This is a genomic window from Exiguobacterium sp. s70, assembly GCF_018618315.1.
Lineage (GTDB): Bacteria > Bacillota > Bacilli > Exiguobacteriales > Exiguobacteriaceae > Exiguobacterium > Exiguobacterium chiriqhucha.
Genome location: NZ_JACSLV010000008.1, coordinates 1 through 21,613, shown reverse-complemented (window position 1 = coordinate 21,613; position 21,613 = coordinate 1). Strand labels below are relative to the sequence as shown.

The 21,613-nt window shown below is 48.1% G+C and carries 38 protein-coding genes; all 38 read left to right on the top strand.

The features are described from left to right. Positions 1-325 precede the first annotated feature (325 nt). Entirely contained in the window at positions 326-634 is a 309-nt protein-coding gene (gene rpsJ, locus KNP84_RS14395) for a 30S ribosomal protein S10 (protein WP_021066604.1), read from the top strand. 61 nt (positions 635-695) lie between these two features. After that, a complete protein-coding gene (rplC, locus tag KNP84_RS14390; protein WP_021066605.1) occupies positions 696-1,322 on the top strand; it encodes a 50S ribosomal protein L3 in 627 nt (208 codons plus the stop codon). A gap of 28 nt (positions 1,323-1,350) precedes the next feature. Beyond that, positions 1,351-1,974, top strand: a complete 624-nt coding sequence (rplD, locus tag KNP84_RS14385; protein ID WP_021066606.1) for a 50S ribosomal protein L4 — start codon at positions 1,351-1,353, stop codon at positions 1,972-1,974. Next, complete coding sequence (gene rplW / locus KNP84_RS14380) at positions 1,974-2,255, top strand: 50S ribosomal protein L23 (RefSeq protein ID WP_021066607.1); 282 nt, start codon at positions 1,974-1,976, stop codon at positions 2,253-2,255. Before rplD ends, rplW begins: the two co-directional genes overlap by 1 nt. A 34-nt stretch (positions 2,256-2,289) precedes the next feature. Further along, positions 2,290-3,120 carry a 50S ribosomal protein L2 gene (gene rplB, locus KNP84_RS14375; protein WP_021066608.1) on the top strand — a complete coding sequence of 277 codons (831 nt, stop codon included), beginning with the start codon at positions 2,290-2,292 and terminating at the stop codon, positions 3,118-3,120. Between the two features lie 66 nt (positions 3,121-3,186). Then, positions 3,187-3,462, top strand: coding sequence for a 30S ribosomal protein S19 (gene rpsS, locus KNP84_RS14370; protein WP_012727673.1), 276 nt, complete (start codon positions 3,187-3,189; stop codon positions 3,460-3,462). A 20-nt stretch (positions 3,463-3,482) separates the two neighbouring features. Next, positions 3,483-3,815, top strand: a complete 333-nt coding sequence (rplV, locus tag KNP84_RS14365) for a 50S ribosomal protein L22 (RefSeq protein WP_021066609.1) — start codon at positions 3,483-3,485, stop codon at positions 3,813-3,815. A 13-nt stretch (positions 3,816-3,828) separates the two neighbouring features. Next, a complete protein-coding gene (gene rpsC, locus KNP84_RS14360; RefSeq protein ID WP_021066610.1) occupies positions 3,829-4,488 on the top strand; it encodes a 30S ribosomal protein S3 in 660 nt (219 codons plus the stop codon). 32 nt (positions 4,489-4,520) lie between these two features. Continuing rightward, complete coding sequence (rplP, locus tag KNP84_RS14355) at positions 4,521-4,958, top strand: 50S ribosomal protein L16 (protein WP_016508922.1); 438 nt, start codon at positions 4,521-4,523, stop codon at positions 4,956-4,958. Then, a complete protein-coding gene (gene rpmC, locus KNP84_RS14350; protein ID WP_012727669.1) occupies positions 4,945-5,148 on the top strand; it encodes a 50S ribosomal protein L29 in 204 nt (67 codons plus the stop codon). The genes rplP and rpmC overlap by 14 nt, the downstream gene beginning before the upstream one ends. A gap of 33 nt (positions 5,149-5,181) precedes the next feature. After that, positions 5,182-5,442 (top strand): 30S ribosomal protein S17, encoded by a 261-nt coding sequence (gene rpsQ / locus KNP84_RS14345; protein ID WP_021066611.1) that lies wholly within the window; start codon positions 5,182-5,184, stop codon positions 5,440-5,442. A gap of 43 nt (positions 5,443-5,485) precedes the next feature. Next, positions 5,486-5,854 (top strand): 50S ribosomal protein L14, encoded by a 369-nt coding sequence (gene rplN / locus KNP84_RS14340; RefSeq protein WP_012727667.1) that lies wholly within the window; start codon positions 5,486-5,488, stop codon positions 5,852-5,854. Positions 5,855-5,891: 37 nt separating this feature from the next. Beyond that, positions 5,892-6,200, top strand: coding sequence for a 50S ribosomal protein L24 (gene rplX / locus KNP84_RS14335; protein WP_021066612.1), 309 nt, complete (start codon positions 5,892-5,894; stop codon positions 6,198-6,200). A gap of 32 nt (positions 6,201-6,232) precedes the next feature. Then, a complete protein-coding gene (gene rplE / locus KNP84_RS14330; RefSeq protein WP_016508927.1) occupies positions 6,233-6,772 on the top strand; it encodes a 50S ribosomal protein L5 in 540 nt (179 codons plus the stop codon). Between the two features lie 20 nt (positions 6,773-6,792). Next, positions 6,793-7,062, top strand: coding sequence for a 30S ribosomal protein S14 (gene rpsN, locus KNP84_RS14325; protein ID WP_021066613.1), 270 nt, complete (start codon positions 6,793-6,795; stop codon positions 7,060-7,062). Between the two features lie 31 nt (positions 7,063-7,093). Then, positions 7,094-7,492 (top strand): 30S ribosomal protein S8, encoded by a 399-nt coding sequence (gene rpsH, locus KNP84_RS14320; protein WP_021066614.1) that lies wholly within the window; start codon positions 7,094-7,096, stop codon positions 7,490-7,492. A gap of 33 nt (positions 7,493-7,525) precedes the next feature. After that, positions 7,526-8,065, top strand: coding sequence for a 50S ribosomal protein L6 (rplF, locus tag KNP84_RS14315; RefSeq protein ID WP_021066615.1), 540 nt, complete (start codon positions 7,526-7,528; stop codon positions 8,063-8,065). A 34-nt stretch (positions 8,066-8,099) separates the two neighbouring features. Next, positions 8,100-8,462 (top strand): 50S ribosomal protein L18, encoded by a 363-nt coding sequence (rplR, locus tag KNP84_RS14310; protein WP_012727661.1) that lies wholly within the window; start codon positions 8,100-8,102, stop codon positions 8,460-8,462. A 20-nt stretch (positions 8,463-8,482) separates the two neighbouring features. Further along, entirely contained in the window at positions 8,483-8,983 is a 501-nt protein-coding gene (rpsE, locus tag KNP84_RS14305) for a 30S ribosomal protein S5 (protein WP_021066616.1), read from the top strand. A 15-nt stretch (positions 8,984-8,998) separates the two neighbouring features. Further along, a complete protein-coding gene (gene rpmD, locus KNP84_RS14300) occupies positions 8,999-9,184 on the top strand; it encodes a 50S ribosomal protein L30 (RefSeq protein WP_021066617.1) in 186 nt (61 codons plus the stop codon). A 31-nt stretch (positions 9,185-9,215) separates the two neighbouring features. Continuing rightward, the gene (rplO, locus tag KNP84_RS14295) at positions 9,216-9,656 is read left to right on the top strand and encodes a 50S ribosomal protein L15 (protein WP_021066618.1); all 441 of its coding nucleotides are present in this window, start codon (positions 9,216-9,218) and stop codon (positions 9,654-9,656) included. Next, positions 9,656-10,945 carry a preprotein translocase subunit SecY gene (secY, locus tag KNP84_RS14290; RefSeq protein ID WP_021066619.1) on the top strand — a complete coding sequence of 430 codons (1,290 nt, stop codon included), beginning with the start codon at positions 9,656-9,658 and terminating at the stop codon, positions 10,943-10,945. The genes rplO and secY overlap by 1 nt, the downstream gene beginning before the upstream one ends. A 78-nt stretch (positions 10,946-11,023) precedes the next feature. Further along, entirely contained in the window at positions 11,024-11,674 is a 651-nt protein-coding gene (locus KNP84_RS14285; protein WP_029594431.1) for an adenylate kinase, read from the top strand. After that, positions 11,671-12,429: a type I methionyl aminopeptidase gene (gene map / locus KNP84_RS14280; RefSeq protein ID WP_021066621.1), complete on the top strand. Its 759-nt coding sequence runs from the start codon at positions 11,671-11,673 to the stop codon at positions 12,427-12,429. The genes KNP84_RS14285 and map overlap by 4 nt, the downstream gene beginning before the upstream one ends. A gap of 105 nt (positions 12,430-12,534) precedes the next feature. Next, the gene (gene infA / locus KNP84_RS14275; RefSeq protein ID WP_021066622.1) at positions 12,535-12,753 is read left to right on the top strand and encodes a translation initiation factor IF-1; all 219 of its coding nucleotides are present in this window, start codon (positions 12,535-12,537) and stop codon (positions 12,751-12,753) included. 30 nt (positions 12,754-12,783) lie between these two features. Next, positions 12,784-12,897 (top strand): 50S ribosomal protein L36, encoded by a 114-nt coding sequence (gene rpmJ / locus KNP84_RS14270; RefSeq protein WP_003156543.1) that lies wholly within the window; start codon positions 12,784-12,786, stop codon positions 12,895-12,897. A 19-nt stretch (positions 12,898-12,916) separates the two neighbouring features. Then, on the top strand, positions 12,917-13,282 hold the full coding sequence (rpsM, locus tag KNP84_RS14265; RefSeq protein WP_021066623.1) for a 30S ribosomal protein S13: 366 nt from the start codon (positions 12,917-12,919) through the stop codon (positions 13,280-13,282). A gap of 16 nt (positions 13,283-13,298) precedes the next feature. Beyond that, positions 13,299-13,694, top strand: a complete 396-nt coding sequence (gene rpsK, locus KNP84_RS14260) for a 30S ribosomal protein S11 (protein WP_021066624.1) — start codon at positions 13,299-13,301, stop codon at positions 13,692-13,694. 92 nt (positions 13,695-13,786) lie between these two features. Next, positions 13,787-14,731: a DNA-directed RNA polymerase subunit alpha gene (locus KNP84_RS14255; protein ID WP_021066625.1), complete on the top strand. Its 945-nt coding sequence runs from the start codon at positions 13,787-13,789 to the stop codon at positions 14,729-14,731. Between the two features lie 24 nt (positions 14,732-14,755). Next, positions 14,756-15,109: a 50S ribosomal protein L17 gene (gene rplQ, locus KNP84_RS14250; RefSeq protein WP_012727650.1), complete on the top strand. Its 354-nt coding sequence runs from the start codon at positions 14,756-14,758 to the stop codon at positions 15,107-15,109. A 69-nt stretch (positions 15,110-15,178) separates the two neighbouring features. Beyond that, positions 15,179-16,015, top strand: a complete 837-nt coding sequence (locus KNP84_RS14245) for an energy-coupling factor transporter ATPase (RefSeq protein WP_029594432.1) — start codon at positions 15,179-15,181, stop codon at positions 16,013-16,015. Continuing rightward, positions 15,991-16,869 (top strand): energy-coupling factor transporter ATPase, encoded by an 879-nt coding sequence (locus tag KNP84_RS14240; protein WP_215115040.1) that lies wholly within the window; start codon positions 15,991-15,993, stop codon positions 16,867-16,869. The genes KNP84_RS14245 and KNP84_RS14240 overlap by 25 nt, the downstream gene beginning before the upstream one ends. After that, complete coding sequence (locus tag KNP84_RS14235; RefSeq protein ID WP_214838142.1) at positions 16,866-17,657, top strand: energy-coupling factor transporter transmembrane component T family protein; 792 nt, start codon at positions 16,866-16,868, stop codon at positions 17,655-17,657. The genes KNP84_RS14240 and KNP84_RS14235 overlap by 4 nt, the downstream gene beginning before the upstream one ends. Continuing rightward, a complete protein-coding gene (truA, locus tag KNP84_RS14230; RefSeq protein WP_214838140.1) occupies positions 17,654-18,394 on the top strand; it encodes a tRNA pseudouridine(38-40) synthase TruA in 741 nt (246 codons plus the stop codon). Before KNP84_RS14235 ends, truA begins: the two co-directional genes overlap by 4 nt. Positions 18,395-18,548: 154 nt before the next feature. After that, entirely contained in the window at positions 18,549-18,986 is a 438-nt protein-coding gene (gene rplM / locus KNP84_RS14225; RefSeq protein ID WP_021066630.1) for a 50S ribosomal protein L13, read from the top strand. Positions 18,987-19,011: 25 nt separating this feature from the next. Beyond that, positions 19,012-19,404 carry a 30S ribosomal protein S9 gene (rpsI, locus tag KNP84_RS14220; RefSeq protein WP_021066631.1) on the top strand — a complete coding sequence of 131 codons (393 nt, stop codon included), beginning with the start codon at positions 19,012-19,014 and terminating at the stop codon, positions 19,402-19,404. Positions 19,405-19,546: 142 nt separating this feature from the next. After that, positions 19,547-20,578: an Mrp/NBP35 family ATP-binding protein gene (locus KNP84_RS14215; RefSeq protein WP_021066632.1), complete on the top strand. Its 1,032-nt coding sequence runs from the start codon at positions 19,547-19,549 to the stop codon at positions 20,576-20,578. 10 nt (positions 20,579-20,588) lie between these two features. Next, positions 20,589-21,233, top strand: a complete 645-nt coding sequence (locus KNP84_RS14210; protein WP_029594433.1) for a KinB-signaling pathway activation protein — start codon at positions 20,589-20,591, stop codon at positions 21,231-21,233. Positions 21,234-21,613: the final 380 nt, after the last annotated feature.

Genomic DNA, 21,613 nt, shown 5'->3' with positions numbered 1-21,613 from the left:
TAGCTTGCAAATGGGTTCGAATCTTGTTACATTAGTGAACGTTGAACAACTCATCAGACATCCGGCACAATTAAAAAATCAAATCTTGCATTTCATATGTAGATTCGATATAATGATTAAGTGTTTGTGCGAGTGGTGAGAGACTTTACAGCAGAAATCGGGTCCAATCGTTGATTTGCAATGATCGGATACCTCTGCTGACACAAGCACGCTGCGATGAAGCGGGAGGTTATGACACGCCAGGCAGCTTTGCCATGGCCGGTGTGGAAATTTCCGCGGAGAACTGTCTATTTTTAAAAATAGGCGACAAAGGAGGGAAACTTACATGGCAAATGAAAAAATCCGTATTCGTTTAAAAGCATACGACCATCGCGTACTCGATCAATCAGCTGAGAAAATCGTTGATACTGCGAAGCGTTCAGGTGCAAAGGTTTCGGGACCAATCCCGCTTCCAACTGACAAATCGATCTACACGATCCTTCGTGCCGTTCACAAGTACAAAGATGCTCGTGAACAGTTCGAAATGCGTACACACAAACGCTTAATCGACATCGTTAACCCAACACCAAAAACGGTTGATGCGCTTATGCGTCTCGAATTACCATCAGGTGTGGACATCGAAATCAAACTTTAATTCTTCATATAGTAGATACTAGCCAGAAGAGACAATAATTATTAAACAGGAGGTGTATCTCATGGCTAAAGGAATCTTAGGAACAAAACTCGGTATGACTCAAATCTTCAACGAAGCAGGCGAAGTCGTACCAGTAACAGTAGTTGCTGTCGAAGGAAACGTCGTTCTTCAACTTAAAACGGTTGAAACAGACGGTTACGAGGCACTTCAACTCGGTTTCGGAGACATCAAAGAATCACGTCAAAACAAACCAGCAAAAGGTCACGCTGCGAAAGCAAGTGCGACACCTAAGCGCTTCATCAAAGAGATTCGTACTTCAGTAGAAGGATACGAAATCGGTCAAGAGATCAAGGCGGACATTTTCGCTGCAGGTGAATTAGTAGACGTAACAGGTACATCGAAAGGTAAAGGATTCCAAGGTGCGATCAAGCGTCACGGACAATCACGTGGACCAATGGCTCACGGTTCGCGCTACCACCGTCGTCCTGGTTCGATGGGTCCTGTAGCTCCTAACCGCGTATTTAAAGGGAAGCTTCTTCCTGGTCAAATGGGTGGCGAGCGTAAAACGATTCAAAACCTTGAAGTTGTCAAAGTTGACGTGGAACGCGGCCTTGTACTCGTTAAAGGCGCAATCCCAGGCGCTCGCAAGTCGAACGTCATCATCAAAACAGCGGTAAAGGGTAACTAATTAACTGCACGGAAAGGAGGAATTACGAATGCCTAAAGTAGCTTTGCTTAACCAAACAGGTTCACAAGTTGGCGAAATCGAATTGGCAGAAGCCATCTTCGGTATCGAGCCAAATGACTCAGTACTTTATGACGCGATCGTTATGCAACAAGCATCACGCCGTCAAGGTACTCACGATACGAAAGGTCGCTCGGAAGTACGCGGTGGCGGCCGTAAACCATGGAAACAAAAGGGAACTGGTCGTGCGCGCCAAGGTTCTATCCGCTCACCACAATGGGTTGGTGGTGGTACAGTCTTCGGTCCAACACCACGTTCATACTCTTACAAGCTTCCTAAAAAAGTTCGTCGTCTTGCACTTCTCTCGGCTTTGTCGTCAAAAGTGAAAAACAACGAAATGATCGTCCTCGAAGGCCTTGCTTTCGATGCACCAAAAACAAAAGATATGGTCGCTGTACTTCTTGGCCTATCAGTAGAACGTAAGGCTCTTGTAGTCACAGCGGACTACAATGAGACTATCGCTCTCGCAGCTCGTAACATCCCAGGAGTGACTGTGATCGAAGCAGCCGGCGTTAACGTTCTTGACCTCGTTGCTAACGACAAAGTCATCTTCACTAAAGATGCGGTTGCGAAGGTAGAGGAGGTGCTTGCATAATGGCTCAAGCATACGATATCATCAAACGTCCTATCATCACTGAGCGTTCTGTTAGCCTCATGGAAGCTAACAAATACGTTTTCGAGATCGACGTTAAAGCGACTAAATCACAAGTGAAGCACGCTATCGAAACAATCTTCAACGTGAAAGTTGCTTCGGTAAACACAATGAACATGAAACCGAAAGCGAAACGTGTCGGTCGTCACTCTGGTTACACATCGCGTCGTAAAAAAGCGATCGTAACTCTTGCTGAAGGCAACACAATCGACTTCCTCGGTTAATTTACTACCTTAGAAGAAAAGGAGGGAATCCTCGATGGCAATTAAAAAGTTTAAGCCGACCACTAACGGTCGCCGTAACATGACATCTCTCGACTTTGCAGAGATCACAACGAATCGCCCTGAAAAATCGTTAACTGAAAAGCTTTCGAAAAAAGGCGGTCGTAACAACCAAGGTCGTTTGACAGTACGTCACCAAGGTGGCGGACACAAACGTAAATACCGTATCATCGATTTCAAACGTAACAAAGATGGCATCGTCGGACGCGTTGCTACGATCGAATACGATCCAAACCGTTCAGCAAACATCGCCCTCATCAACTATGCAGATGGTGAGAAACGTTACATCCTCGCTCCTAAGGGCATCAAAGTAGGCATGGAAATCATGGCTGGCCCAGAAGCGGATATCAAAGTGGGGAACGCTCTTCCACTTATGAACATCCCTGTCGGTACTACTATCCACAACATCGAGCTTAAGCCTGGTAAGGGCGGTCAGCTTGTTCGTGCGGCTGGTGCATCGGCACAAATCCAAGGACGTGACGGCAAGTACGTTATCGTTCGTCTTCAATCAGGTGAATCACGTTTGTTCCTCGGCACTTGCCGCGCGACAGTCGGTTCAGTTGGTAACGAAGAACACGAACTCGTAAACATCGGTAAAGCAGGACGTTCACGTTGGTTAGGCAAACGCCCAACAGTACGTGGTTCTGTAATGAACCCGGTTGATCACCCACACGGTGGTGGTGAAGGTCGTGCGCCAATCGGTCGTTCGGGCCCACTTACTCCTTGGGGTAAACCAGCTCTTGGTCTTAAAACACGTAAGAAAAACAAATCGAGCGACATGTACATCCTTCGTCGCCGTAAGAAATAATTACTACATGATTCTCGGGCGGTTCGAAAGGGCCGTTCCCGAATCATTCCAAAGGGAGGTTCTATCATGGGTCGCAGCTTGAAAAAAGGTCCATTCGCAGATCACCATTTGCTCGCTAAAGTTGACAAACTTAACGAATCTGGTGAGAAGCAAGTCATCAAAACTTGGTCACGTCGCTCGACAATCTTCCCAGAATTCATGGGTCACACGTTCGGTGTACACGATGGTCGTAAACACGTACCAGTATTCGTGACAGAAGACATGGTCGGTCACAAACTTGGTGAATTCGCTCCAACACGTACGTACAAAGGTCACGGATCAGACAAGAAAACGAAACGGTAATTTGAGGGGAGGTCAAATCCATGCAAGCTAAAGCATCAGCTAATATGGTCCGTCTTGCTCCTCGCAAAGCACGTCTCGTTGTAGACTTAATTCGCGGGAAACAAGTCGGCGAAGCGCTCTCTGTCCTTGCTCACACGAACAAGGCAGCGTCGCCAATCGTTGAAAAAGTATTGAAGTCAGCGATTGCAAACGCAGAGCACAACTACGATATGAATATTGAGAACCTTGTAGTGTCGGAAATCTTCGTCAACGAAGGTCCAACACTCAAACGCTTCCGCCCACGTGCGATGGGTCGCGCAAGCCGCATTAACAAACGCACAAGCCACATCCACATCGTGGTAACTGAGAAATAAGGAGGGATATGTAGTGGGTCAAAAGGTAAATCCGCACGGTCTTCGCGTTGGTATTATCAAAGACTGGGATTCGCGTTGGTACGCTGAGAAAGACTACGCAGATCTCCTTCATGAAGACTTCGTTATTCGTGAATACATCGAAAACAAAATGAAGGATGCTAGTGTTTCTAAAGTAGAAATCGAACGCGCTGCAAATCGCGTAAACATTTCACTTCACACTGCGAAACCAGGTATGGTTATCGGTAAAGGTGGTTCGGAAATCGAATCACTCCGTAAAAACATCATCAAGCTTGCTGAAGGCAAACGTGTTCACATCAACGTTGTTGAAGTGAAAAACGCGGACGCTGTCGCTAAACTTGTTGCTGAAAACATCGCTCGTCAATTGGAAGGCCGTGTGTCATTCCGTCGTGCAATGAAACAATCAATCCAACGTTCGATGCGCACTGGCATCAAAGGGATCAAAACAGAAGTTTCTGGTCGTCTTGGTGGCGCTGATATCGCTCGTTCAGAGAAGTACTCGGAAGGAACAGTTCCACTTCACACGCTCCGTGCCGACATCGACTACGGAACAGCTGAAGCTGACACAACTTATGGTAAAATCGGAATTAAAGTCTGGTTGTACCATGGTGAAGTTCTTCCAACAAAAAACAACACAGCTAAAAACGCTGAATAATAAACACTCTTTCAGGAAGGAGGCAACACACTATGTTGTTACCTAAACGCGTGAAATATCGTCGTGTACACCGTGGTAAAATGCGCGGAAATGCAAAACGCGGCACAACAGTTCATTTCGGTGAATTCGGTCTCCAATCGCTCGAAGCGAGCTGGATCACAAACCGTCAAATCGAATCAGCACGTATCGCAATGACACGTTATATGAAACGTGGTGGTAAAGTGTGGATCAAGATCTTCCCACACAAGCCATACACGAAAAAGCCTCTCGAAGTCCGAATGGGTTCGGGTAAAGGTGCTCCAGAAGGCTGGGTAGCTGTAGTTAAGCCTGGCAAAGTTATGTTTGAAATCGCGGGTGTATCTGAGGAAGTAGCACGTGAGGCGCTTCGTCTTGCTGCACACAAACTTCCAGTTAAATGTAAGTTCGTGAAACGTGAAGAAAATGGTGGTGATACGAATGAAAGCAACTGATCTCCGTCAATCAACAACTGAAGAGCTCAACGGTAAAGTAGGCGAGTGGAAAGAAGAACTCTTTAACCTTCGTTTCCAATTGGCTACAGGTCAGCTTGAGAATCCTGCTCGTATCCGTGAAGTACGCAAGTCGATTGCGCGTGCTAAAACGATTCTTCGTGAACGCGAACTCGGCATCAACAACGGCTAATCTAATCGGATTCTTTAAGAGGAGGTAACACTCATGGAACGCAATAAGCGTAAAGTACTCACTGGACGCGTCGTGTCTGACAAAATGGACAAAACGATCGTCGTTGCAGTTGAAACAAAAGTACGTCATAAGCTTTATGGCAAACGTGTAAACTACACGAAGAAATTTAAAGCACACGATGAGAACAATGTCGCTAAAATCGGCGATGTGGTACGCATCGCGGAAACACGTCCGCTTTCTAAAGACAAACGTTTCCGTCTCGTAACAGTAGTAGAAGAGTCAGTAATCATCTAATAACAGTTCGGATCTATAAACATCCGGAGGGAGGTACACTCGCATGATTCAACAAGAATCTCGCTTGAAAGTAGCAGACAACTCTGGCGCGCGTGAACTGTTGACAATTAAAGTCCTCGGTGGTTCAGGTCGTAAGACTGCCAACATCGGTGACATTATCGTCGCAACGGTAAAACAAGCAACACCAGGTGGCGTTGTTAAAAAAGGTGACGTTGTCAGAGCAGTTGTCGTTCGTACAAAACGCGGCGCTCGTCGTAAAGATGGTTCGTACATCCGTTTCGATGAGAACGCAGCAGTCATCATCAAAGATGACAAGAGCCCACGCGGCACTCGGATCTTCGGGCCAGTTGCACGTGAACTTCGTGAAAAAGAATTCATGAAGATCGTTTCGTTGGCACCGGAAGTACTTTAATTTCCAATTTCAATCCTATAAGGAGGTGCGCAAAACGATGCATGTTAAAAAAGGCGATACAGTCCAGGTAATGTCTGGTAAAGATAAAGGCAAGCAAGGGGTTATCCTCAAAGCTATGCCAAGCAAGAACCGCGTAGTCGTAGAAGGTATCAACGTGATTAAAAAACACTCGAAACCATCACAAGCGAATCCACAAGGCGGTATCCTTGAAATCGAAGCACCAATTCACGTCTCGAACGTCATGCCACTCGACCCTAAAACGGGCAAACCAACTCGCGTTGGTTTCAAAGTAGTCGATGGTAAAAAAGTTCGTGTCGCGAAATCGGGCGAAGTACTCGATAAATAAGAAGAACGTGACGAAAGGAGGTCCATTCGACTATGAACCGTTTGCAAGAGAAGTATAAAAGCGACATCGTGAAAGCGATGATGGATAAATTCAACTATGACTCAGTTATGCAAGTCCCACAGGTCGACAAGATCGTCATCAACATGGGTGTAGGTGACGCTGTTTCGAACTCGAAGGCTCTTGACATGGCAGTGGAAGAATTATCAATTCTTTCTGGTCAAAAACCACTCGTAACGAAGGCTAAGAAATCAATCGCTGGTTTCAAACTTCGTGAAGGCATGCCAATCGGTGCGAAGGTTACTCTTCGTGGCGAGCGTATGTACGATTTCCTCGACAAATTGGTAACTGTTTCACTTCCACGTGTACGCGACTTCCGCGGTGTATCGAAGAAAGCATTCGACGGACGCGGTAACTACACGCTTGGTGTGAAAGAGCAACTTATTTTCCCTGAGATCGATTACGATAAAGTAACAAAAGTACGCGGTATGGATATCGTTGTTGTTACAACAGCGAACACAGACGAAGAAGCTCGTGAATTGCTCACACTTCTCGGAATGCCATTCCAAAAATAATCTAAAGGGAGGTCGACAACATGGCTAAAAAGTCAATGGTGAATCGCGAACAAAAACGCGAGAAACTCGTTGCCCAGTACGCTGAGAAACGTGCACAATTGAAAGCTGAAGGCGACTACATCGGACTCAGCAAATTGCCACGTAACTCTTCACCTGTGCGTCTTCATAACCGTTGCCGCATCACAGGTCGTCCACATGGTTACATGGGTAAATTCGGGATCAGCCGTATCAAGTTCCGTGATCTTGCATACAAAGGTCAAATCCCTGGTGTTAAAAAAGCAAGTTGGTAATCCACTAACAGTGTGAAAGGAGGTACATCGCATGGTAATGACAGACCCAATTGCAGATATGCTTACACGTATCCGTAACGCTAACATGGTTCGCCATGAAAAATTAGAGCTTCCAGCTTCTAATATCAAACGTGAGGTTGCAGAGATCCTCAAGCGTGAAGGTTTCATTCGCGATGTTGAATATATCGAGGACGCTAAGCAAGGTACACTTCGTTTGTTCCTTAAGTACGGAGCAAGCAACGAACGTGTTATCACTGGTCTCAAACGCATTTCGAAACCAGGTCTTCGTGTATACGCAAAAGCAGATGAAGTACCAAAAGTACTCGGAGGACTCGGTATCGCAGTTCTTTCGACATCAAAAGGTCTTATGACTGATAAAGAAGCTCGCCAACAACAAGTCGGCGGCGAAGTGCTCGCCTACATCTGGTAAGTCACTTTTCTAACAAGAACGGAGGTGTAATCAATGTCACGTATTGGTAAAAAACCAGTTACGATTCCAGCTGGCGTTACTGTATCGGTTGCAGAAGACAACACGGTCACAGTAAAAGGTGCTAAAGGTGAACTTTCGCTTTCAGCTAACCCAGCCTTGGAAATCAAAGTTGAAGAAAACGAATTGACTGTTGTTCGTCCGGATGACTCGAAAGAGAACCGTACGATCCACGGTACGACACGTGCCCTTATCGCCAACATGGTGGAAGGTGTGTCTAACGGATTCCAGAAAACACTTGAGATCTCAGGGGTTGGTTACCGTGCAGCTAAGCAAGGTAACAAACTCGTCCTCAGCCTCGGTTACTCGCACCCAATCGAGTACGTTGCTGAAGAAGGTATCGAGATTGAAGTTCCTTCAAACACGCAAATCATCGTTAAAGGGATTAACAAAGAGCGCGTCGGTCACGTTGCAGCTCAAATCCGCTCGTACCGTGCTCCAGAACCTTACAAAGGTAAAGGTGTTCGTTACTCTGATGAACGTATTCGCCGTAAAGAAGGTAAGACTGGTAAGTAATTCGTCACGAAATGAACGGAAAGGAGTGGCATAAATGATCACAAAAGCAGACAAAAATGCAGTTCGTAAGAAACGTCATGCTCGTGTACGTCGTACGATCACGGGGACAGCAGCTCGTCCACGTTTGAACGTATTCCGCTCGAGCAAGCACATCTACGTTCAACTCATCGATGATGCAGCACAAACAACGCTTGTGTCAGCATCTTCGAAAGATAAAGCTCTCGATCTTACAAACGGCGGCAACGTTGAAGCAGCGAAAGCTGTTGGTAAACTTGCAGCTGAACGTGCACTCGAGAAAGGTATCGACACTGTTGTGTTCGACCGTGGTGGATACCTCTATCATGGCCGCGTCAAAGCTGTTGCTGAAGCAGCTCGTGAAGCAGGTCTTAAATTCTAACAAAAAGGAGGGGACACTCGATGCGCCAGTTAGACGTTAACATGGAACAACTTGAAGAACGCGTTGTTACCGTAAACCGCGTCGCGAAAGTCGTGAAAGGTGGCCGTCGCTTCCGTTTCGCCGCTCTCGTCGTCGTAGGTGACAAGAATGGTCACGTCGGTTTCGGTACAGGTAAGGCACAAGAGGTGCCAGAAGCGATCCGCAAGGCTATTGAAGCCGCTAAGAAAAACATGGTTCAAGTACCGATGGTTGGTACAACAATTCCACACGAAATCACAGGAGTATTCGGAGCAGGTCGTGTATTCATGAAACCAGCTTCTGAAGGTACTGGGGTTATCGCAGGTGGACCGGTTCGTGCAGTGCTCGAACTTGCAGGTGTAGGTGACATCCTTTCGAAATCGCTTGGATCTAACACACCAATCAACATCGTCCGTGCGACGGTTAAAGGCTTGACAGAGCTTAAAAAAGCAGAGGAAGTTGCTAAACTACGCGGTAAAAGCGTAGAAGAACTTCTTAAATAAGGGAGGGAATTAGACATGGCGAAACTCGCAATCACCCTCACACGCAGCACTATTGGTCGTCCTGAGGATCAGCGTGTAACAGTACGTACACTCGGTCTTCGTAAAATGCATCAGACTGTCGTTGTCCCTGACAACGTAGCGATGCGTGGTATGATCAAAAAGGTGTCGCACCTTGTGACTGTAAACGAAATCAACGAATAATAAAGATCTTACTAAATAAGGAGGTGCCACTATGAAACTCCATGAATTGAAGCCAACTCCAGGTTCGCGTCACGAACGCAACCGTGTCGGTCGCGGTATGGCGACTGGTAACGGTAAAACTTCTGGCCGTGGACATAAAGGTCAAAAAGCTCGTTCGGGCGGTGGCGTTCGTCCAGGATTTGAAGGTGGGCAAAACCCACTTTACCGTCGTCTTCCAAAACGCGGTTTCAACAACCCTACTCGTAAAGAGTATGCAGTTGTTTCCCTAGACACGCTTAACCGTTTCGAAGCAGGTACTGAAGTTACTCCAGAACTCTTAATCGAGACTGGTGTTGTCAGCTCTGCTAAAGACGGAATCAAAGTACTTGCTAACGGCAAGCTTGAAACAAAATTGACTGTAAAAGCCAACAAATTCTCGGGTGCAGCGAAAGAAGCGATCGAAGCAGCTGGCGGTTCAGTTGAGGTGATCTGATGTTTCAGACGATCTCCAATATGTGGCGCGTGAAAGATATTCGACAGCGTATTCTCTTCACACTCGCAATCATCATCATTTTCCGCATCGGGGCCCATATCCCGGTGCCGATGGTGAATACGGATGTGTTGCGTTTTGACTCAGGAGGTCTACTCGACTTCTTGAACTTGTTTGGAGGAAATGCTTTACAGAACTTCTCCCTGTTCGCAATGGGGATCATGCCGTATATTACGGCATCGATCGTTGTGCAGCTCTTACAAATGGACGTCGTTCCGAAGTTTGCCGAATGGGCAAAACAAGGCGAGTCTGGACGTAAAAAGCTAGCGACGGTCACGCGCTATGGGACGATCATCTTAGGGTTTATTCAAGCGACTTCATTGTCGTTTGGATTTAACCGCCTCTATCCAGGTCTCGTCAATGAGACGTGGGGCACGGCAACCTATTTCGTGATCGCGATCGTACTGACTGCCGGTACGGCGTTCTTGATGTTCCTTGGTGAGATGACGACGGAGAAAGGTGTTGGGAATGGTATTTCCATCATTATCTTCGCCGGTATCGTCGCTGGGTTCCCAAGAATCTTCACGCAGATTTATGAGACGAAGCTCCAAAATGCTGGAGATGCGTTATTCATTAACATCGTTTACTTGGTTGTGCTATTGCTCGTTATCCTTGCGGTGACCATGGGGATCATTTATGTTCAACAGGCCGCTCGCAAAATTCCGATTCAATACGCAAAACGCACGGCGAACCGTACCCCTGTGGGCGGACAGTCGACGCACTTGCCAATCAAACTAAACGCTGCCGGTGTCATCCCGGTTATCTTCGCGATTTCCTTCATGGTGACACCACCAACTGTTGCAAGCTTCATTGCTTCTCCGGAAACGACGCAGAAGTTGCAGACCTACTTCGATACGACAGCTCCAATCGGAATGTCAATCTACGTAGCGCTCATCATCGCGTTCGCTTACTTCTATACATTCATTCAGGTCAATCCTGAACAGATGGCAGAAAACCTGCAGAAGCAAGGTGGCTATATTCCTGGGATTCGTCCTGGGGCGCAAACAGAACAGTACATCACGAAGTTGCTCTATCGTTTGACATTCTTCGGAGCGATTTTCCTATCGCTCGTTGCGATCATGCCGACAATCTTCATTAAGCTTGCCGGTCTCCCAACTTCGGTGCAAATCGGAGGAACGAGCTTGTTGATCGTGATCGGGGTAGCCCTCGAAACGATGAAACAAATCGAAAGTCAACTTGTAAAACGACACTACAAAGGCTTTATCCGTTAAAGCGGAAGGAAGGGTACACCCTTCCTTCCTGTCGTGTTTACGACGTGTTGTGAAAATCAAAACTGGAGGCTAACTGAGATGAATCTAGTACTCATGGGCTTACCGGGTGCAGGGAAAGGGACTCAAGCGGCTAAAATCGTCGAAGAGTACCAAATCCCACACATTTCGACAGGCGACATGTTTCGTGCGGCAATCAAAGGCGGAACGCCACTCGGCAAAGAAGCAAAATCGTTCATGGATAAAGGCGAACTCGTACCGGATGAGGTAACAATCGGAATCGTACGTGAGCGTTTGAGTCAAGATGATACGAAAAACGGCTTCCTACTCGATGGATTCCCGCGTACTGTTGCTCAAGCAGAGGCACTCGAAAGTTTGCTTAAAGATTTGGGAAAACAGATTGACCATGTCGTGAATATCGATGTGGATGCGGAAATTCTCGTCCCGCGTTTGACAGGTCGTTGGATCTGCCCGACGTGCGGTGCGACATATCATGTGATCTTCAACCCACCTAAAGTGGAAGGCATCTGTGATGTGGATGGGTCGGCTCTCATGCAACGTGAAGACGATAAAGAGGAAACGGTCCGCCGTCGCCTTGACGTCAACATCGAGCAATCGAAACCACTCATTGACTTTTACGCTGAAAAAGGGTATCTTCGTACATTGGATGGAGATCGTCCAATCGATGTCGTATACGCCGATGTCAAAGCGTTACTCGGTGGTACTGAATGATCATCACGAAGACGCCTCGTGAAATAGCGATTATGCGTGAGGCTGGGCAAATTGTTGCTCGAACACACCAGGTGCTCAAAGAGCACATCAAACCAGGTATTACGACGCTTGAGCTCGACCGGATCGCGGAAGAATACATTCGCAGCCAAGGTGCGACACCGTCGTTCAAAGGCTACAACGGGTTTACCGGTAGCGTTTGTGCTTCAGTGAACGAAGAGCTTGTTCATGGGATTCCCGGAAAGCGGGTATTGAACGATGGAGATATTATCTCAATCGACATCGGTGCCTACTATAACGGATACCATGGAGATTCCGCTTGGACGTATCCAGTGGGAACAATCTCAGCAGAGACGCAGCAGTTACTTGACGTAACTGAAGAAAGTCTGTATAAAGGATTGGAGCACGCTAAGGCTGGGCAGCGTCTGACAGACATTTCGCATGCGATTCAAGCGTATGTGGAATCTCATGATTTCTCTGTCGTCCGCGAATACGTCGGTCATGGTGTCGGACAAAATTTGCATGAAGAACCGCAAATTCCGCACTATGGTCCACCGGGGAAAGGGCCGCGCCTGAAGACTGGAATGACGTTAGCCATTGAACCAATGGTCAATGCTGGTCAACGCTATGTTCGAACACTGGCTGACAACTGGACAGTTGTGACAGTGGACGGTAGCATGTGCGCCCACTTTGAGCACACCATCGCCATCACAGACGATGGATACGAGATTTTAACGAAACTCGATTCCGGTGAATGAGGCTCTATTGCTTCGTGCTGATCCGTAACGGATCCTTCTCTCACAGTACAATGCGATAGATCGTCTGTGCTCCTAAATATCTTCATATAGAAAGGGGAATAAATGATGGCGAAACAAGATGTCATTGAAGTGGAAGGCACTGTTGTCGAACCACTTCCAAACGCAATGTTTAAAGTGGAGTTAGAAAACGGCCACACGGTGCTCGCGCACGTCTCAGGGAAAATTCGGATGCACTATATTCGAATCCTTCCAGGTGACCGCGTAACTGTCGAGTTGTCTCCGTACGACTTGACTCGCGGGCGGATTACGTACCGTTACAAGTAACTCCGATTTTTCCAGGAGGAGGGTATAATCATGAAAGTAAGACCGTCGGTAAAACCGATCTGCGAAAAATGTAAAGTTATTCGTCGTAAGGGTAAAGTAATGGTAATTTGCGAAAACCCGAAACACAAACAAAAACAAGGTTAATCTAAGAGGAGGTGCACACATGGCACGTATTGCTGGTGTAGATATTCCACGCGAAAAACGTATCGTTATTTCGCTCACATACATCTTTGGTATTGGTAAAACAAGAGCACAAGAAATTTTGAAGACTGCAAACGTATCTGAAGATTCACGCACACGTGATTTGACAGAAGACGAAATCAACCGTATCCGTGAAGCAATTGACGGAATCAAAGTTGAAGGTGACCTTCGTCGTGAAGTTTCACTCAACATTAAACGTTTGATCGAGATCGGCGCTTATCGCGGTGTTCGTCACCGTCGTAGTCTCCCTGTTCGCGGACAAAACACGAAGAACAACTCGCGTACTCGTAAAGGCCCACGCCGTACAGTAGCGAACAAGAAGAAGTAAAGGAGGGAATTGAACAATGGCGAAACGTAAGCAAAATGTACGTTCAAAACGTAAAGTCAAAAAACATGTTGAAGTCGGTGTGGTACACATCCGTTCTACTTTCAACAACACAATCATTACAATCACTGACACGCAAGGTAACGCGATCTCATGGGCTACTTCTGGTAACCTTGGATTTAAAGGATCACGTAAATCGACTCCGTTCGCAGCACAATTGGCTGCTGAAACTGCAGCGAAAGTTGCAATGGACAACGGTATGCGTACAGTAGAAGTTAACGTTAAAGGTCCTGGTGCTGGACGTGAAGCGGCTATCCGTGCCCTCCAAGCTACTGGTCTTGAAGTAACTGCAATCCGTGACGTAACACCAGTTCCGCACAACGGTTGCCGCCCTCCAAAACGTCGCCGCGTATAATCGCTTGTGCGTGTGAAGGGCTTACCTAGCACAAACAGCATATACAATGCAGCTCGCGCTGCATGGCAGGATACACTCAAGGAGGGGTTCAGATGATCGAGATTGAAAAACCAAAGATCGAAACGGTCGAAATCAGCGAGGATGCTACGTTTGGTAAATTCGTGGTGGAACCGCTTGAACGTGGATATGGCACTACTCTCGGCAACTCACTACGTCGAATTCTTTTGTCATCGCTCCCTGGTGCAGCGGTAACAGCGGTTCAAATCGATGGCGTACTTCATGAGTTCTCTACGATTGACGGAGTCGTCGAAGACGTCACGCAAATCGTACTTAACCTCAAGAAGTTAGCACTCAAAGTGTACTCGGACGAAGAGAAAACGCTTGAGATTAACGTTTCAAGTGCCGGTGCTGTCACTGCGGCAGACATTACCCATGATAGCGACGTTGAAATCTTGAATCCTGAGCTCCACATCGCGACTCTCGCTGACAACGCGACGCTTCGCATGCGTTTGACTGCTCGCCGTGGTCGTGGTTACGTCCAGGCAGAAGATAACAAACGTGATGATATGCCGATTGGCGTAATTCCAATCGATTCGATCTACACACCGATTCAACGCGTGAACTACGAAGTAGATAAAACACGTGTCGGTCAAGATGCTAGCTTCGATAAGCTTCTATTAGACGTGTGGACAGATGGTTCAATCCGTCCGGAAGAAGCGGTATCGCTCGGGGCGAAAATTTTGACAGAACACTTGAACATCTTTGTTGGCTTGACTGACGAAGCTCTCAATGCAGAAATTATGGTCGAGAAAGAAGAAGACCAAAAAGAAAAAGTACTCGAAATGACGATTGAAGAACTCGATCTCTCAGTTCGTTCGTACAACTGCTTGAAGCGCGCTGGCATCAACACGGTTCAAGAACTCGCAAACAAATCAGAGGAAGAGATGATGAAAGTTCGTAACCTCGGACGTAAATCACTCGAAGAAGTTCAACTCAAGTTGGACGAACTCGGTTTGGGCTTGCGTAAAGAAGACTAAGTTCAAACGAAGGAGGGAAATGTAATGGCTTATTCGAAACTCGGCCGTACAAGCTCGCAACGTAAGGCACTTTTACGTGATCTTGCAACTGACCTTATTATCAACGAGCGCATTCAAACAACTGAACAAAAAGCGAAAGAACTTCGCCCAGTCGTTGAAAAATTGATCACTCTTGGGAAACGTGGCGATCTTCATGCCCGTCGTCAAGTAGCTTCATTCGTTCGCAAAGAGAACGCTGGAGAAAAAGACGCAATCCAAAAATTGTTCGAAGACGTGGCACCACGCTACGCTGAACGTCAAGGTGGATACACACGCATCATGAAAGTCGGCCCACGCCGCGGTGACGGTGCGGAAGTCGTAATCATCGAACTCGTCTAATTCATTAGGCAGTCAACAGGGCATGCGGTGACGTATTGCCCTGTTTCCACATCGGAAAGGAGTCGGCAGATGGAATCTCAAATTATGGTACGCGATATCGTGTTTCGTTACCCGGGACAGACCGAGCCAGCCCTCAATGGGTTGTCACTCGACGTATACAAAGGGGAATGGCTCGCAATCGTTGGCCATAACGGTTCTGGTAAGTCGACTTTGACGAAGTTGTGGAATGGGCTTTTGCTTCCTCAAGAAGGAGAAGTCCGGGTTGAGGCACTCGATCCAACGGACGCCACAGACGTGTGGGACGTTCGGAAACGGATCGGTGTCGTCTTCCAAAATCCTGACAACCAGTTTGTCGGGGCGACCGTGCGCGATGATGTGGCATTCTCTCTCGAAAACATGGGACTTCCACGTCAAGAAATGGTTCGTCGAATTGATGACAGTCTAGCGCGCGTTGGATTATCGGAACTAGCGGACCGTGAACCGCATCAGTTATCCGGTGGACAAAAGCAGCGTGTTGCGATTGCTTCGGCTCTCGCAATGCGCCCGCATGTCCTCGTGCTCGATGAAGCTACCTCGATGCTCGACCCGATTGGGCGCAAAGAGGTGATTGAAACGGTGCAACAGCTCGTCTCAGAAGGGATGACCGTTGTCGCCATTACCCACGAGCTCGACGAAGTGTTGTTTGCTGACCGTATCATTGCGTTGTCGAAAGGCAAGATTGCGATGACCGGCACACCCGAAGACGTGTTTCAAAATCCGGAGGCGTTACGAGCCATTCAGCTCGACGTACCGTTTATTGTCCGGATGCAACTCGAACTGAAGGAACGGGGCATACCACTCGATCGTCTGATGCTACAACATTCGGAGTTGGTGAACCATCTATGCCGATTAGCATTGAAGAAGTGACTTACCAATATCAATTGAATACTCCGTTTGAACGAACCGCGCTGCGCGATGTGAATGTGATGATTCCGTCGGGGGCGCTTGTTGCGTTTCTTGGCCACACCGGCTCTGGGAAATCAACGCTCGTTCAACACATGAACGGCCTGTTGCGGCCGACAAAAGGTCGTGTCGTCGTCGATGACATCGAAGTCCGTGCAATCACGAAGCGTCGCGATAAAAAGCAAAGCTTGCTCCCGCTTCGGCGCCGCGTTGGGCTCGTCTTTCAATATCCGGAACATCAATTATTTGAAGAGACGGTCGAACGCGACGTCATGTTCGGCCCACGTAACTTCGGGGCGTCTGAAGACGAAGCGAAAGAACGGGCCCATGTCGCCTTACGCCTTGTCGGGCTCGATGAAGCGCTTTGGAGCCGTTCGCCGTTCGATCTCTCAGGCGGACAGATGCGCCGTGTCGCCATCGCCGGAGTACTCGCGAGCCGTCCGGATGTTCTTGTCGTGGATGAACCGACGGCAGGGCTCGACCCGCTCGGCCGTCGCGAGATGCTGGCGTTATTCAAACGATTAAAACAAGAACTTGATTTGACACTCATACTCGTCTCGCACGATATGGATGATGTGTTGGCCTATGCGGAACGTGTCGTCGTCATGGAACGCGGACAGGTCGCCTTTGACGGAGATCCGTTCGACTTATTCAAAGACGAGGCGCTCGTCGAGTCACTCCAGCTCGAGATTCCACACGTGCTCCGTTTCGCCAATGAACTCGCCCCTGTGTTTGGGGTCGCCACACCGTCTCTCCGAACAGAGACCGAATTGGCGGACTGGATTGCGCTCGAGTTAGGAAGGGGGAGAGCGACTTGATTATCGGACAGTACATTCCCGGACACTCGTGGCTCCACACACTCGACGCGCGAGCCAAGACGTTGTTTATCCTCGCCTTCATTCCCATCGTCTTTTTGGCGGATAACTTATGGACGAACGTATTTTTGCTCGGTTTCACGTTGTTCGCCGTGCGATTGTCTCAACTGTCGTGGCGGTATTTATGGAACGGACTGAAGATGATTCTATTCCTGATCCTATTTACGCTGTTGTTGCAGTTGTTCTTTAATCGCGAGGGAACCGAGTTGATTTCATTCGGACCGTTCGCCATTTATTCGGAAGGTGTCCGCATGGGCTTAATCGTCTCGCTCCGTTTCTTCTATCTCGTCATGTTGACGACGCTCGTGACGCTGACGACGACGCCGATGGAACTGACCGACTCGATTGAGGCCGGGCTCCGTCCGTTAGAGCGGTTCCGGGTACCGGCCCATGAGATCGCCCTCATGTTGTCCATCTCGCTCCGGTTCTTGCCGACGTTGGCCGACGAGACGGATCGGATCATGAAGGCCCAACAGGCACGAGGAGTCGATTTGAAGAGCGGTCCAATCATGGATCGCCTCAAGGCGGTCGTCCCGCTCATGATCCCTTTATTCGTATCTGCGTTTAAACGTGCTGAGGACCTCGCTACGGCGATGGAAGCTCGAGGGTACCGTGGGGGTGAAGGGCGGACGCGGTTGCGTGAGATGACGTGGCATCGCCGTGATACGGCGTTACTCCTCATCTTCGTCATCGTGACACTCATTCTAATCGGATTGCGAGGGATTGGATGAAGCGAATCAAACTGACGGTAGCGTATGACGGGACGAACTATGCAGGCTATCAGGTACAACCGAACGGAAACACGATTCAAGCCGAAGTGGAGGCCGTCTTGGCGCGGATGCATAGCCGAGCCGTGAAAGTCGTGGCCTCGGGGCGTACGGATGCTCGGGTCCACGCGAGAGGGCAAGTCTTGCACTTCGATACGCACCTCTCGATGCCGGTCGATCGGTTCGTCAAAGCGTTGAATGCGATGTTACCGGATGATATCCTCGTCCAAGCGGCTGAAGAAGTCGATGCTTCGTTTCACGCACGGTACGGGGCGAAACGGAAAGAGTATCGCTATTTCTTCCGAAGCGACGCCGATCCGTTCCGACGCCACCATGCCGTGACGGTTACGTATACGCTCGATCATGAGCGGATGCGCCAGGCGCTTCGTCTATTAGTCGGGACCCACGACTTCACGTCCTTCTCGGTGACGAAGGCGGAAGTGGAGGACCGCGTCAGAACAATTTATGAAGCGGAGCTCGTTGGAGCAGGCGATGAGATGTACTTCCGATTCGTCGGCTCGGGCTTTCTCTATAACCAAGTTCGGATTATGGTTGGTACGTTGCTTGAGGTCGGGCGAGGGAAATATGAACCGGCAGATGTGAGTCGAATGCTCGCTTCTAAAGACCGGCGTAGCGCTGGGATTACAGCCCCACCGCACGGTCTATATTTGTGGAATGTGAATTATGAAAAAGTAGATTGACATTCCCCCTATAAAATCGTATTATATTCATTGGCATTTCATTTTCACATTGAGAGATGAACCACAATCTTAGCCCCGTAAACTAGGATTATGATAAAGCATCAAACAAGCACTAAAAAAATTAAGTAAACAGACATTTTAGGAGGTATTCCACATGCGCACGACATTCATGGCAAAAGCATCTGAAGTAGAACGCAAATGGCTCCTTATCGACGCAGAAGGCAAAACACTTGGTCGTTTGACTAGTGAAGTAGCATCACTTCTTCGCGGTAAGCACAAGCCGACTTTCACACCACACGTTGATTGCGGAGACCACGTCATCATCATCAACGCTGAGAAAATCCACTTGACTGGTAACAAATTGAACGACAAGATTTACTACCGTCATTCAGGTCATCCAGGCGGTTTGAAATCACAAACTGCAAAAGAGCTTCTCGCAAAACGTCCAGAGCGTATGCTTGAACTCGCAATCAAAGGGATGCTTCCAAAAGGATCACTTGGTCGTCAATCATTCAACAAACTCCACGTTTACGCTGGAGCTGAGCACAACCACGCAGCACAAAAACCAGAAGTTTACGAACTTCGCGGTTAATCGGGACACAGGGAGGAACTAAACGATGGCAGATGTACGTTACTACGGAACAGGCCGCCGCAAACACTCGGTGGCTCGCGTTCACCTCGTTGCAGGTGACGGCAAAGTTGTTGTAAATGGCCGTGATATTTCAGAATACTTCGGTCATGAGACTTTGATCATGATGGCAAAATCACCACTCGTATTGACTGAAACAGAAGGTAAATACGATGTAATCGTTAACGTTAACGGTGGTGGATTCACAGGACAAGCTGGAGCGATTCGCCACGGCGTATCACGTGCGCTTCTTCAAGCGGACCCAGAATTCCGTCCAAGCCTCAAAGAAAAAGGCTTCTTGACTCGTGACGCTCGTATGAAAGAACGTAAAAAATACGGTCTTAAAGCTGCACGTCGCGCACCACAATTCTCGAAGCGTTAATCTTCGAACAATTTGGTTCAAACTCTCTGTCCATTGGGGCGGAGAGTTTTTTTGTTGCTCATGAAATTGTTGCATTCCGTTCCCTCAAGAAAACGCTTTTTTTGATATACTGTTAGCGAGACAGAAATTAGGGGGAAACCACATGCTTACAGTAGAACAAGTTCGTGAAGAATTGGCGGGGTTGATCGATCCAACAATCAACCGTACGCTTGGAGATACAGCTGGCGTGAAGGATATTCGCATTAAAGAAGATTATGTCAGTGTTAAAGTCGCGCTCGGTCAAACCGGGAGCGGGGAACAGCTTCAACTTCAACAAGAGATTGTCACGTTGCTCAAAGGAAAAGGTTTCAAGACGGTCGGCCTCCGCTTCGAGGCGCTCAATGACGAGAGCTTGAAAGAAGCGACAAAGCCGGCGATTCTTCGTGAGAACGCCGGTACGACGTTCATCGCAATCGCATCAGGGAAAGGCGGCGTCGGGAAATCGACGGTCTCCGTCAACTTAGCCGTCGCGCTCGCGCGGGCCGGGAAAAAAGTCGGATTGATTGATGCGGACATTTATGGCTTTAGTGTGCCGGATATGCTCGGAATCGAAGAACGACCAGTCGTGCGTGGAGAAAAAATCATCCCGGTCGAGCGGTTCGGTGTGAAAGTCATTTCAATGGGCTTCTTTGTCGAAGATAACGCGCCGGTCATCTGGCGTGGACCGATGCTCGGGAAGATGCTAAATAATTTCTTTAACGACGTCGAATGGGGCGACCTAGATTACTTGCTCCTCGATTTACCGCCAGGGACGGGTGATGTCGCGCTCGATATTCATTCGATGCTCCCGGCATGCCAAGAGTTGATTGTCACGACACCGCATGCGACGGCTGCGTTCGTCGCTGCACGGGCTGGGGCGATGGCGATTAAGACGAACCACAAAGTGCTTGGCATCATCGAGAACATGGCGTACTTCGAAAGCAAAGTGACTGGAGAGAAAGAGTATGTCTTCGGTTACGGCGGAGGCGAAAAGTTGTCCGAGGCATTGAAGAGCAAGTTGCTCGCTCAAATTCCGCTCGGTCAGCCGTACGAAAACGAAGAAGACTTTGCCCCATCGGTTTATCGGGACGGGCATCCGTTTGAGAAAACATACGATGGATTGGCACAAGCGGTCATTCAACAGATAGAAGGGTAATGGTTCACAAATGAAGGTACAAGGATTTTTAAGGTTGTTTTGGACGACGCTCGTCTTCGGGACGTTATTTGGGTTTGTGATGAACTTACTGGCCAATCCAGGTTATTTAGTGAGTCAATCTTGGGAAGCGATCGTCACGGCGCTTAGCTACTCGAGCACGTGGACGGGAATTAGCATGATGGGATTCTTTGCTTATTTGATTGTCCACCGGGTTGGATTGGACTTGTTCCGAGGACCAAGGTTATGGAATCGCGTGCAAGTGCTATTGATCGCCTTTGCGTTATTTGATGCGGTATATCTTCGCATGCTCGCGTTCGGCAACGATCATATGTGGCGCTATATCGGTGAAATGGTCGTGTTGGTGATGGTATCTTGGATTATCGCGACGAGTAAGGCGAAGCAGACGAACGCGAGTGCGTTCATCCCGACGCTCTTCTTGATGATCGTCATCACGTTGATCGAATGGATTCCAGCCCTACAGGCGACGGATGAAATCGCCCTCTTGTGGCCGGCGTTAGCGACGCTCGTGTTTGCCAATGCGTATCAAGTCTTGATGCTGCATCGCTTCCAAGCGCCTGCTCAGGCAGAGAGCGTCAAACCGTCGACAGCGGGAAAGGCCAAAACGAAGAAACGTGTGTCATCTAAATCATCGTGACAGCGTACTAGTACAAGCTCAGACATTCGTCTGGGCTTGTTTGTTTGAAACGTTCTTCGTTCAGTTACAGAGTGTAAAACAAAAAATAAAGTTTTTTTAGAAAAACAGTTGACGAAAATGGGGAGCGTTGATATATTAATAAACGTCGCTGCTGTTCACACACGAACAACAGAAAGCGAATTAAAAAATAATAAAAAACGGTTGACTTTAAAAAGTCAAATCGCTATTATTAAAAAGTCGCTAACACGACAACATTTGGTCTTTGAAAACTGAACGATGAGGCAAAAATGATTTACAATTTTTGAATGAAGCGCAAGCTTCGTCATTTTTAAAGAGCTATATCAAATTCTTTGGAGAGTTTGATCCTGGCTCAGGACGAA

Coding starts and splice junctions, on each gene's coding strand:
- rpsJ (WP_021066604.1), top strand. CDS start 326: ATGGCAAATGAAAAAATCCGTATTCGTTTAAAAGCATACGACCATCGC.
- rplC (WP_021066605.1), top strand. CDS start 696: ATGGCTAAAGGAATCTTAGGAACAAAACTCGGTATGACTCAAATCTTC.
- rplD (WP_021066606.1), top strand. CDS start 1,351: ATGCCTAAAGTAGCTTTGCTTAACCAAACAGGTTCACAAGTTGGCGAA.
- rplW (WP_021066607.1), top strand. CDS start 1,974: ATGGCTCAAGCATACGATATCATCAAACGTCCTATCATCACTGAGCGT.
- rplB (WP_021066608.1), top strand. CDS start 2,290: ATGGCAATTAAAAAGTTTAAGCCGACCACTAACGGTCGCCGTAACATG.
- rpsS (WP_012727673.1), top strand. CDS start 3,187: ATGGGTCGCAGCTTGAAAAAAGGTCCATTCGCAGATCACCATTTGCTC.
- rplV (WP_021066609.1), top strand. CDS start 3,483: ATGCAAGCTAAAGCATCAGCTAATATGGTCCGTCTTGCTCCTCGCAAA.
- rplP (WP_016508922.1), top strand. CDS start 4,521: ATGTTGTTACCTAAACGCGTGAAATATCGTCGTGTACACCGTGGTAAA.
- rpmC (WP_012727669.1), top strand. CDS start 4,945: ATGAAAGCAACTGATCTCCGTCAATCAACAACTGAAGAGCTCAACGGT.
- rpsQ (WP_021066611.1), top strand. CDS start 5,182: ATGGAACGCAATAAGCGTAAAGTACTCACTGGACGCGTCGTGTCTGAC.
- rplN (WP_012727667.1), top strand. CDS start 5,486: ATGATTCAACAAGAATCTCGCTTGAAAGTAGCAGACAACTCTGGCGCG.
- rplX (WP_021066612.1), top strand. CDS start 5,892: ATGCATGTTAAAAAAGGCGATACAGTCCAGGTAATGTCTGGTAAAGAT.
- rplE (WP_016508927.1), top strand. CDS start 6,233: ATGAACCGTTTGCAAGAGAAGTATAAAAGCGACATCGTGAAAGCGATG.
- rpsN (WP_021066613.1), top strand. CDS start 6,793: ATGGCTAAAAAGTCAATGGTGAATCGCGAACAAAAACGCGAGAAACTC.
- rpsH (WP_021066614.1), top strand. CDS start 7,094: ATGGTAATGACAGACCCAATTGCAGATATGCTTACACGTATCCGTAAC.
- rplF (WP_021066615.1), top strand. CDS start 7,526: ATGTCACGTATTGGTAAAAAACCAGTTACGATTCCAGCTGGCGTTACT.
- rplR (WP_012727661.1), top strand. CDS start 8,100: ATGATCACAAAAGCAGACAAAAATGCAGTTCGTAAGAAACGTCATGCT.
- rpsE (WP_021066616.1), top strand. CDS start 8,483: ATGCGCCAGTTAGACGTTAACATGGAACAACTTGAAGAACGCGTTGTT.
- rpmD (WP_021066617.1), top strand. CDS start 8,999: ATGGCGAAACTCGCAATCACCCTCACACGCAGCACTATTGGTCGTCCT.
- rplO (WP_021066618.1), top strand. CDS start 9,216: ATGAAACTCCATGAATTGAAGCCAACTCCAGGTTCGCGTCACGAACGC.
- secY (WP_021066619.1), top strand. CDS start 9,656: ATGTTTCAGACGATCTCCAATATGTGGCGCGTGAAAGATATTCGACAG.
- KNP84_RS14285 (WP_029594431.1), top strand. CDS start 11,024: ATGAATCTAGTACTCATGGGCTTACCGGGTGCAGGGAAAGGGACTCAA.
- map (WP_021066621.1), top strand. CDS start 11,671: ATGATCATCACGAAGACGCCTCGTGAAATAGCGATTATGCGTGAGGCT.
- infA (WP_021066622.1), top strand. CDS start 12,535: ATGGCGAAACAAGATGTCATTGAAGTGGAAGGCACTGTTGTCGAACCA.
- rpmJ (WP_003156543.1), top strand. CDS start 12,784: ATGAAAGTAAGACCGTCGGTAAAACCGATCTGCGAAAAATGTAAAGTT.
- rpsM (WP_021066623.1), top strand. CDS start 12,917: ATGGCACGTATTGCTGGTGTAGATATTCCACGCGAAAAACGTATCGTT.
- rpsK (WP_021066624.1), top strand. CDS start 13,299: ATGGCGAAACGTAAGCAAAATGTACGTTCAAAACGTAAAGTCAAAAAA.
- KNP84_RS14255 (WP_021066625.1), top strand. CDS start 13,787: ATGATCGAGATTGAAAAACCAAAGATCGAAACGGTCGAAATCAGCGAG.
- rplQ (WP_012727650.1), top strand. CDS start 14,756: ATGGCTTATTCGAAACTCGGCCGTACAAGCTCGCAACGTAAGGCACTT.
- KNP84_RS14245 (WP_029594432.1), top strand. CDS start 15,179: ATGGAATCTCAAATTATGGTACGCGATATCGTGTTTCGTTACCCGGGA.
- KNP84_RS14240 (WP_215115040.1), top strand. CDS start 15,991: ATGCCGATTAGCATTGAAGAAGTGACTTACCAATATCAATTGAATACT.
- truA (WP_214838140.1), top strand. CDS start 17,654: ATGAAGCGAATCAAACTGACGGTAGCGTATGACGGGACGAACTATGCA.
- rplM (WP_021066630.1), top strand. CDS start 18,549: ATGCGCACGACATTCATGGCAAAAGCATCTGAAGTAGAACGCAAATGG.
- rpsI (WP_021066631.1), top strand. CDS start 19,012: ATGGCAGATGTACGTTACTACGGAACAGGCCGCCGCAAACACTCGGTG.
- KNP84_RS14215 (WP_021066632.1), top strand. CDS start 19,547: ATGCTTACAGTAGAACAAGTTCGTGAAGAATTGGCGGGGTTGATCGAT.
- KNP84_RS14210 (WP_029594433.1), top strand. CDS start 20,589: ATGAAGGTACAAGGATTTTTAAGGTTGTTTTGGACGACGCTCGTCTTC.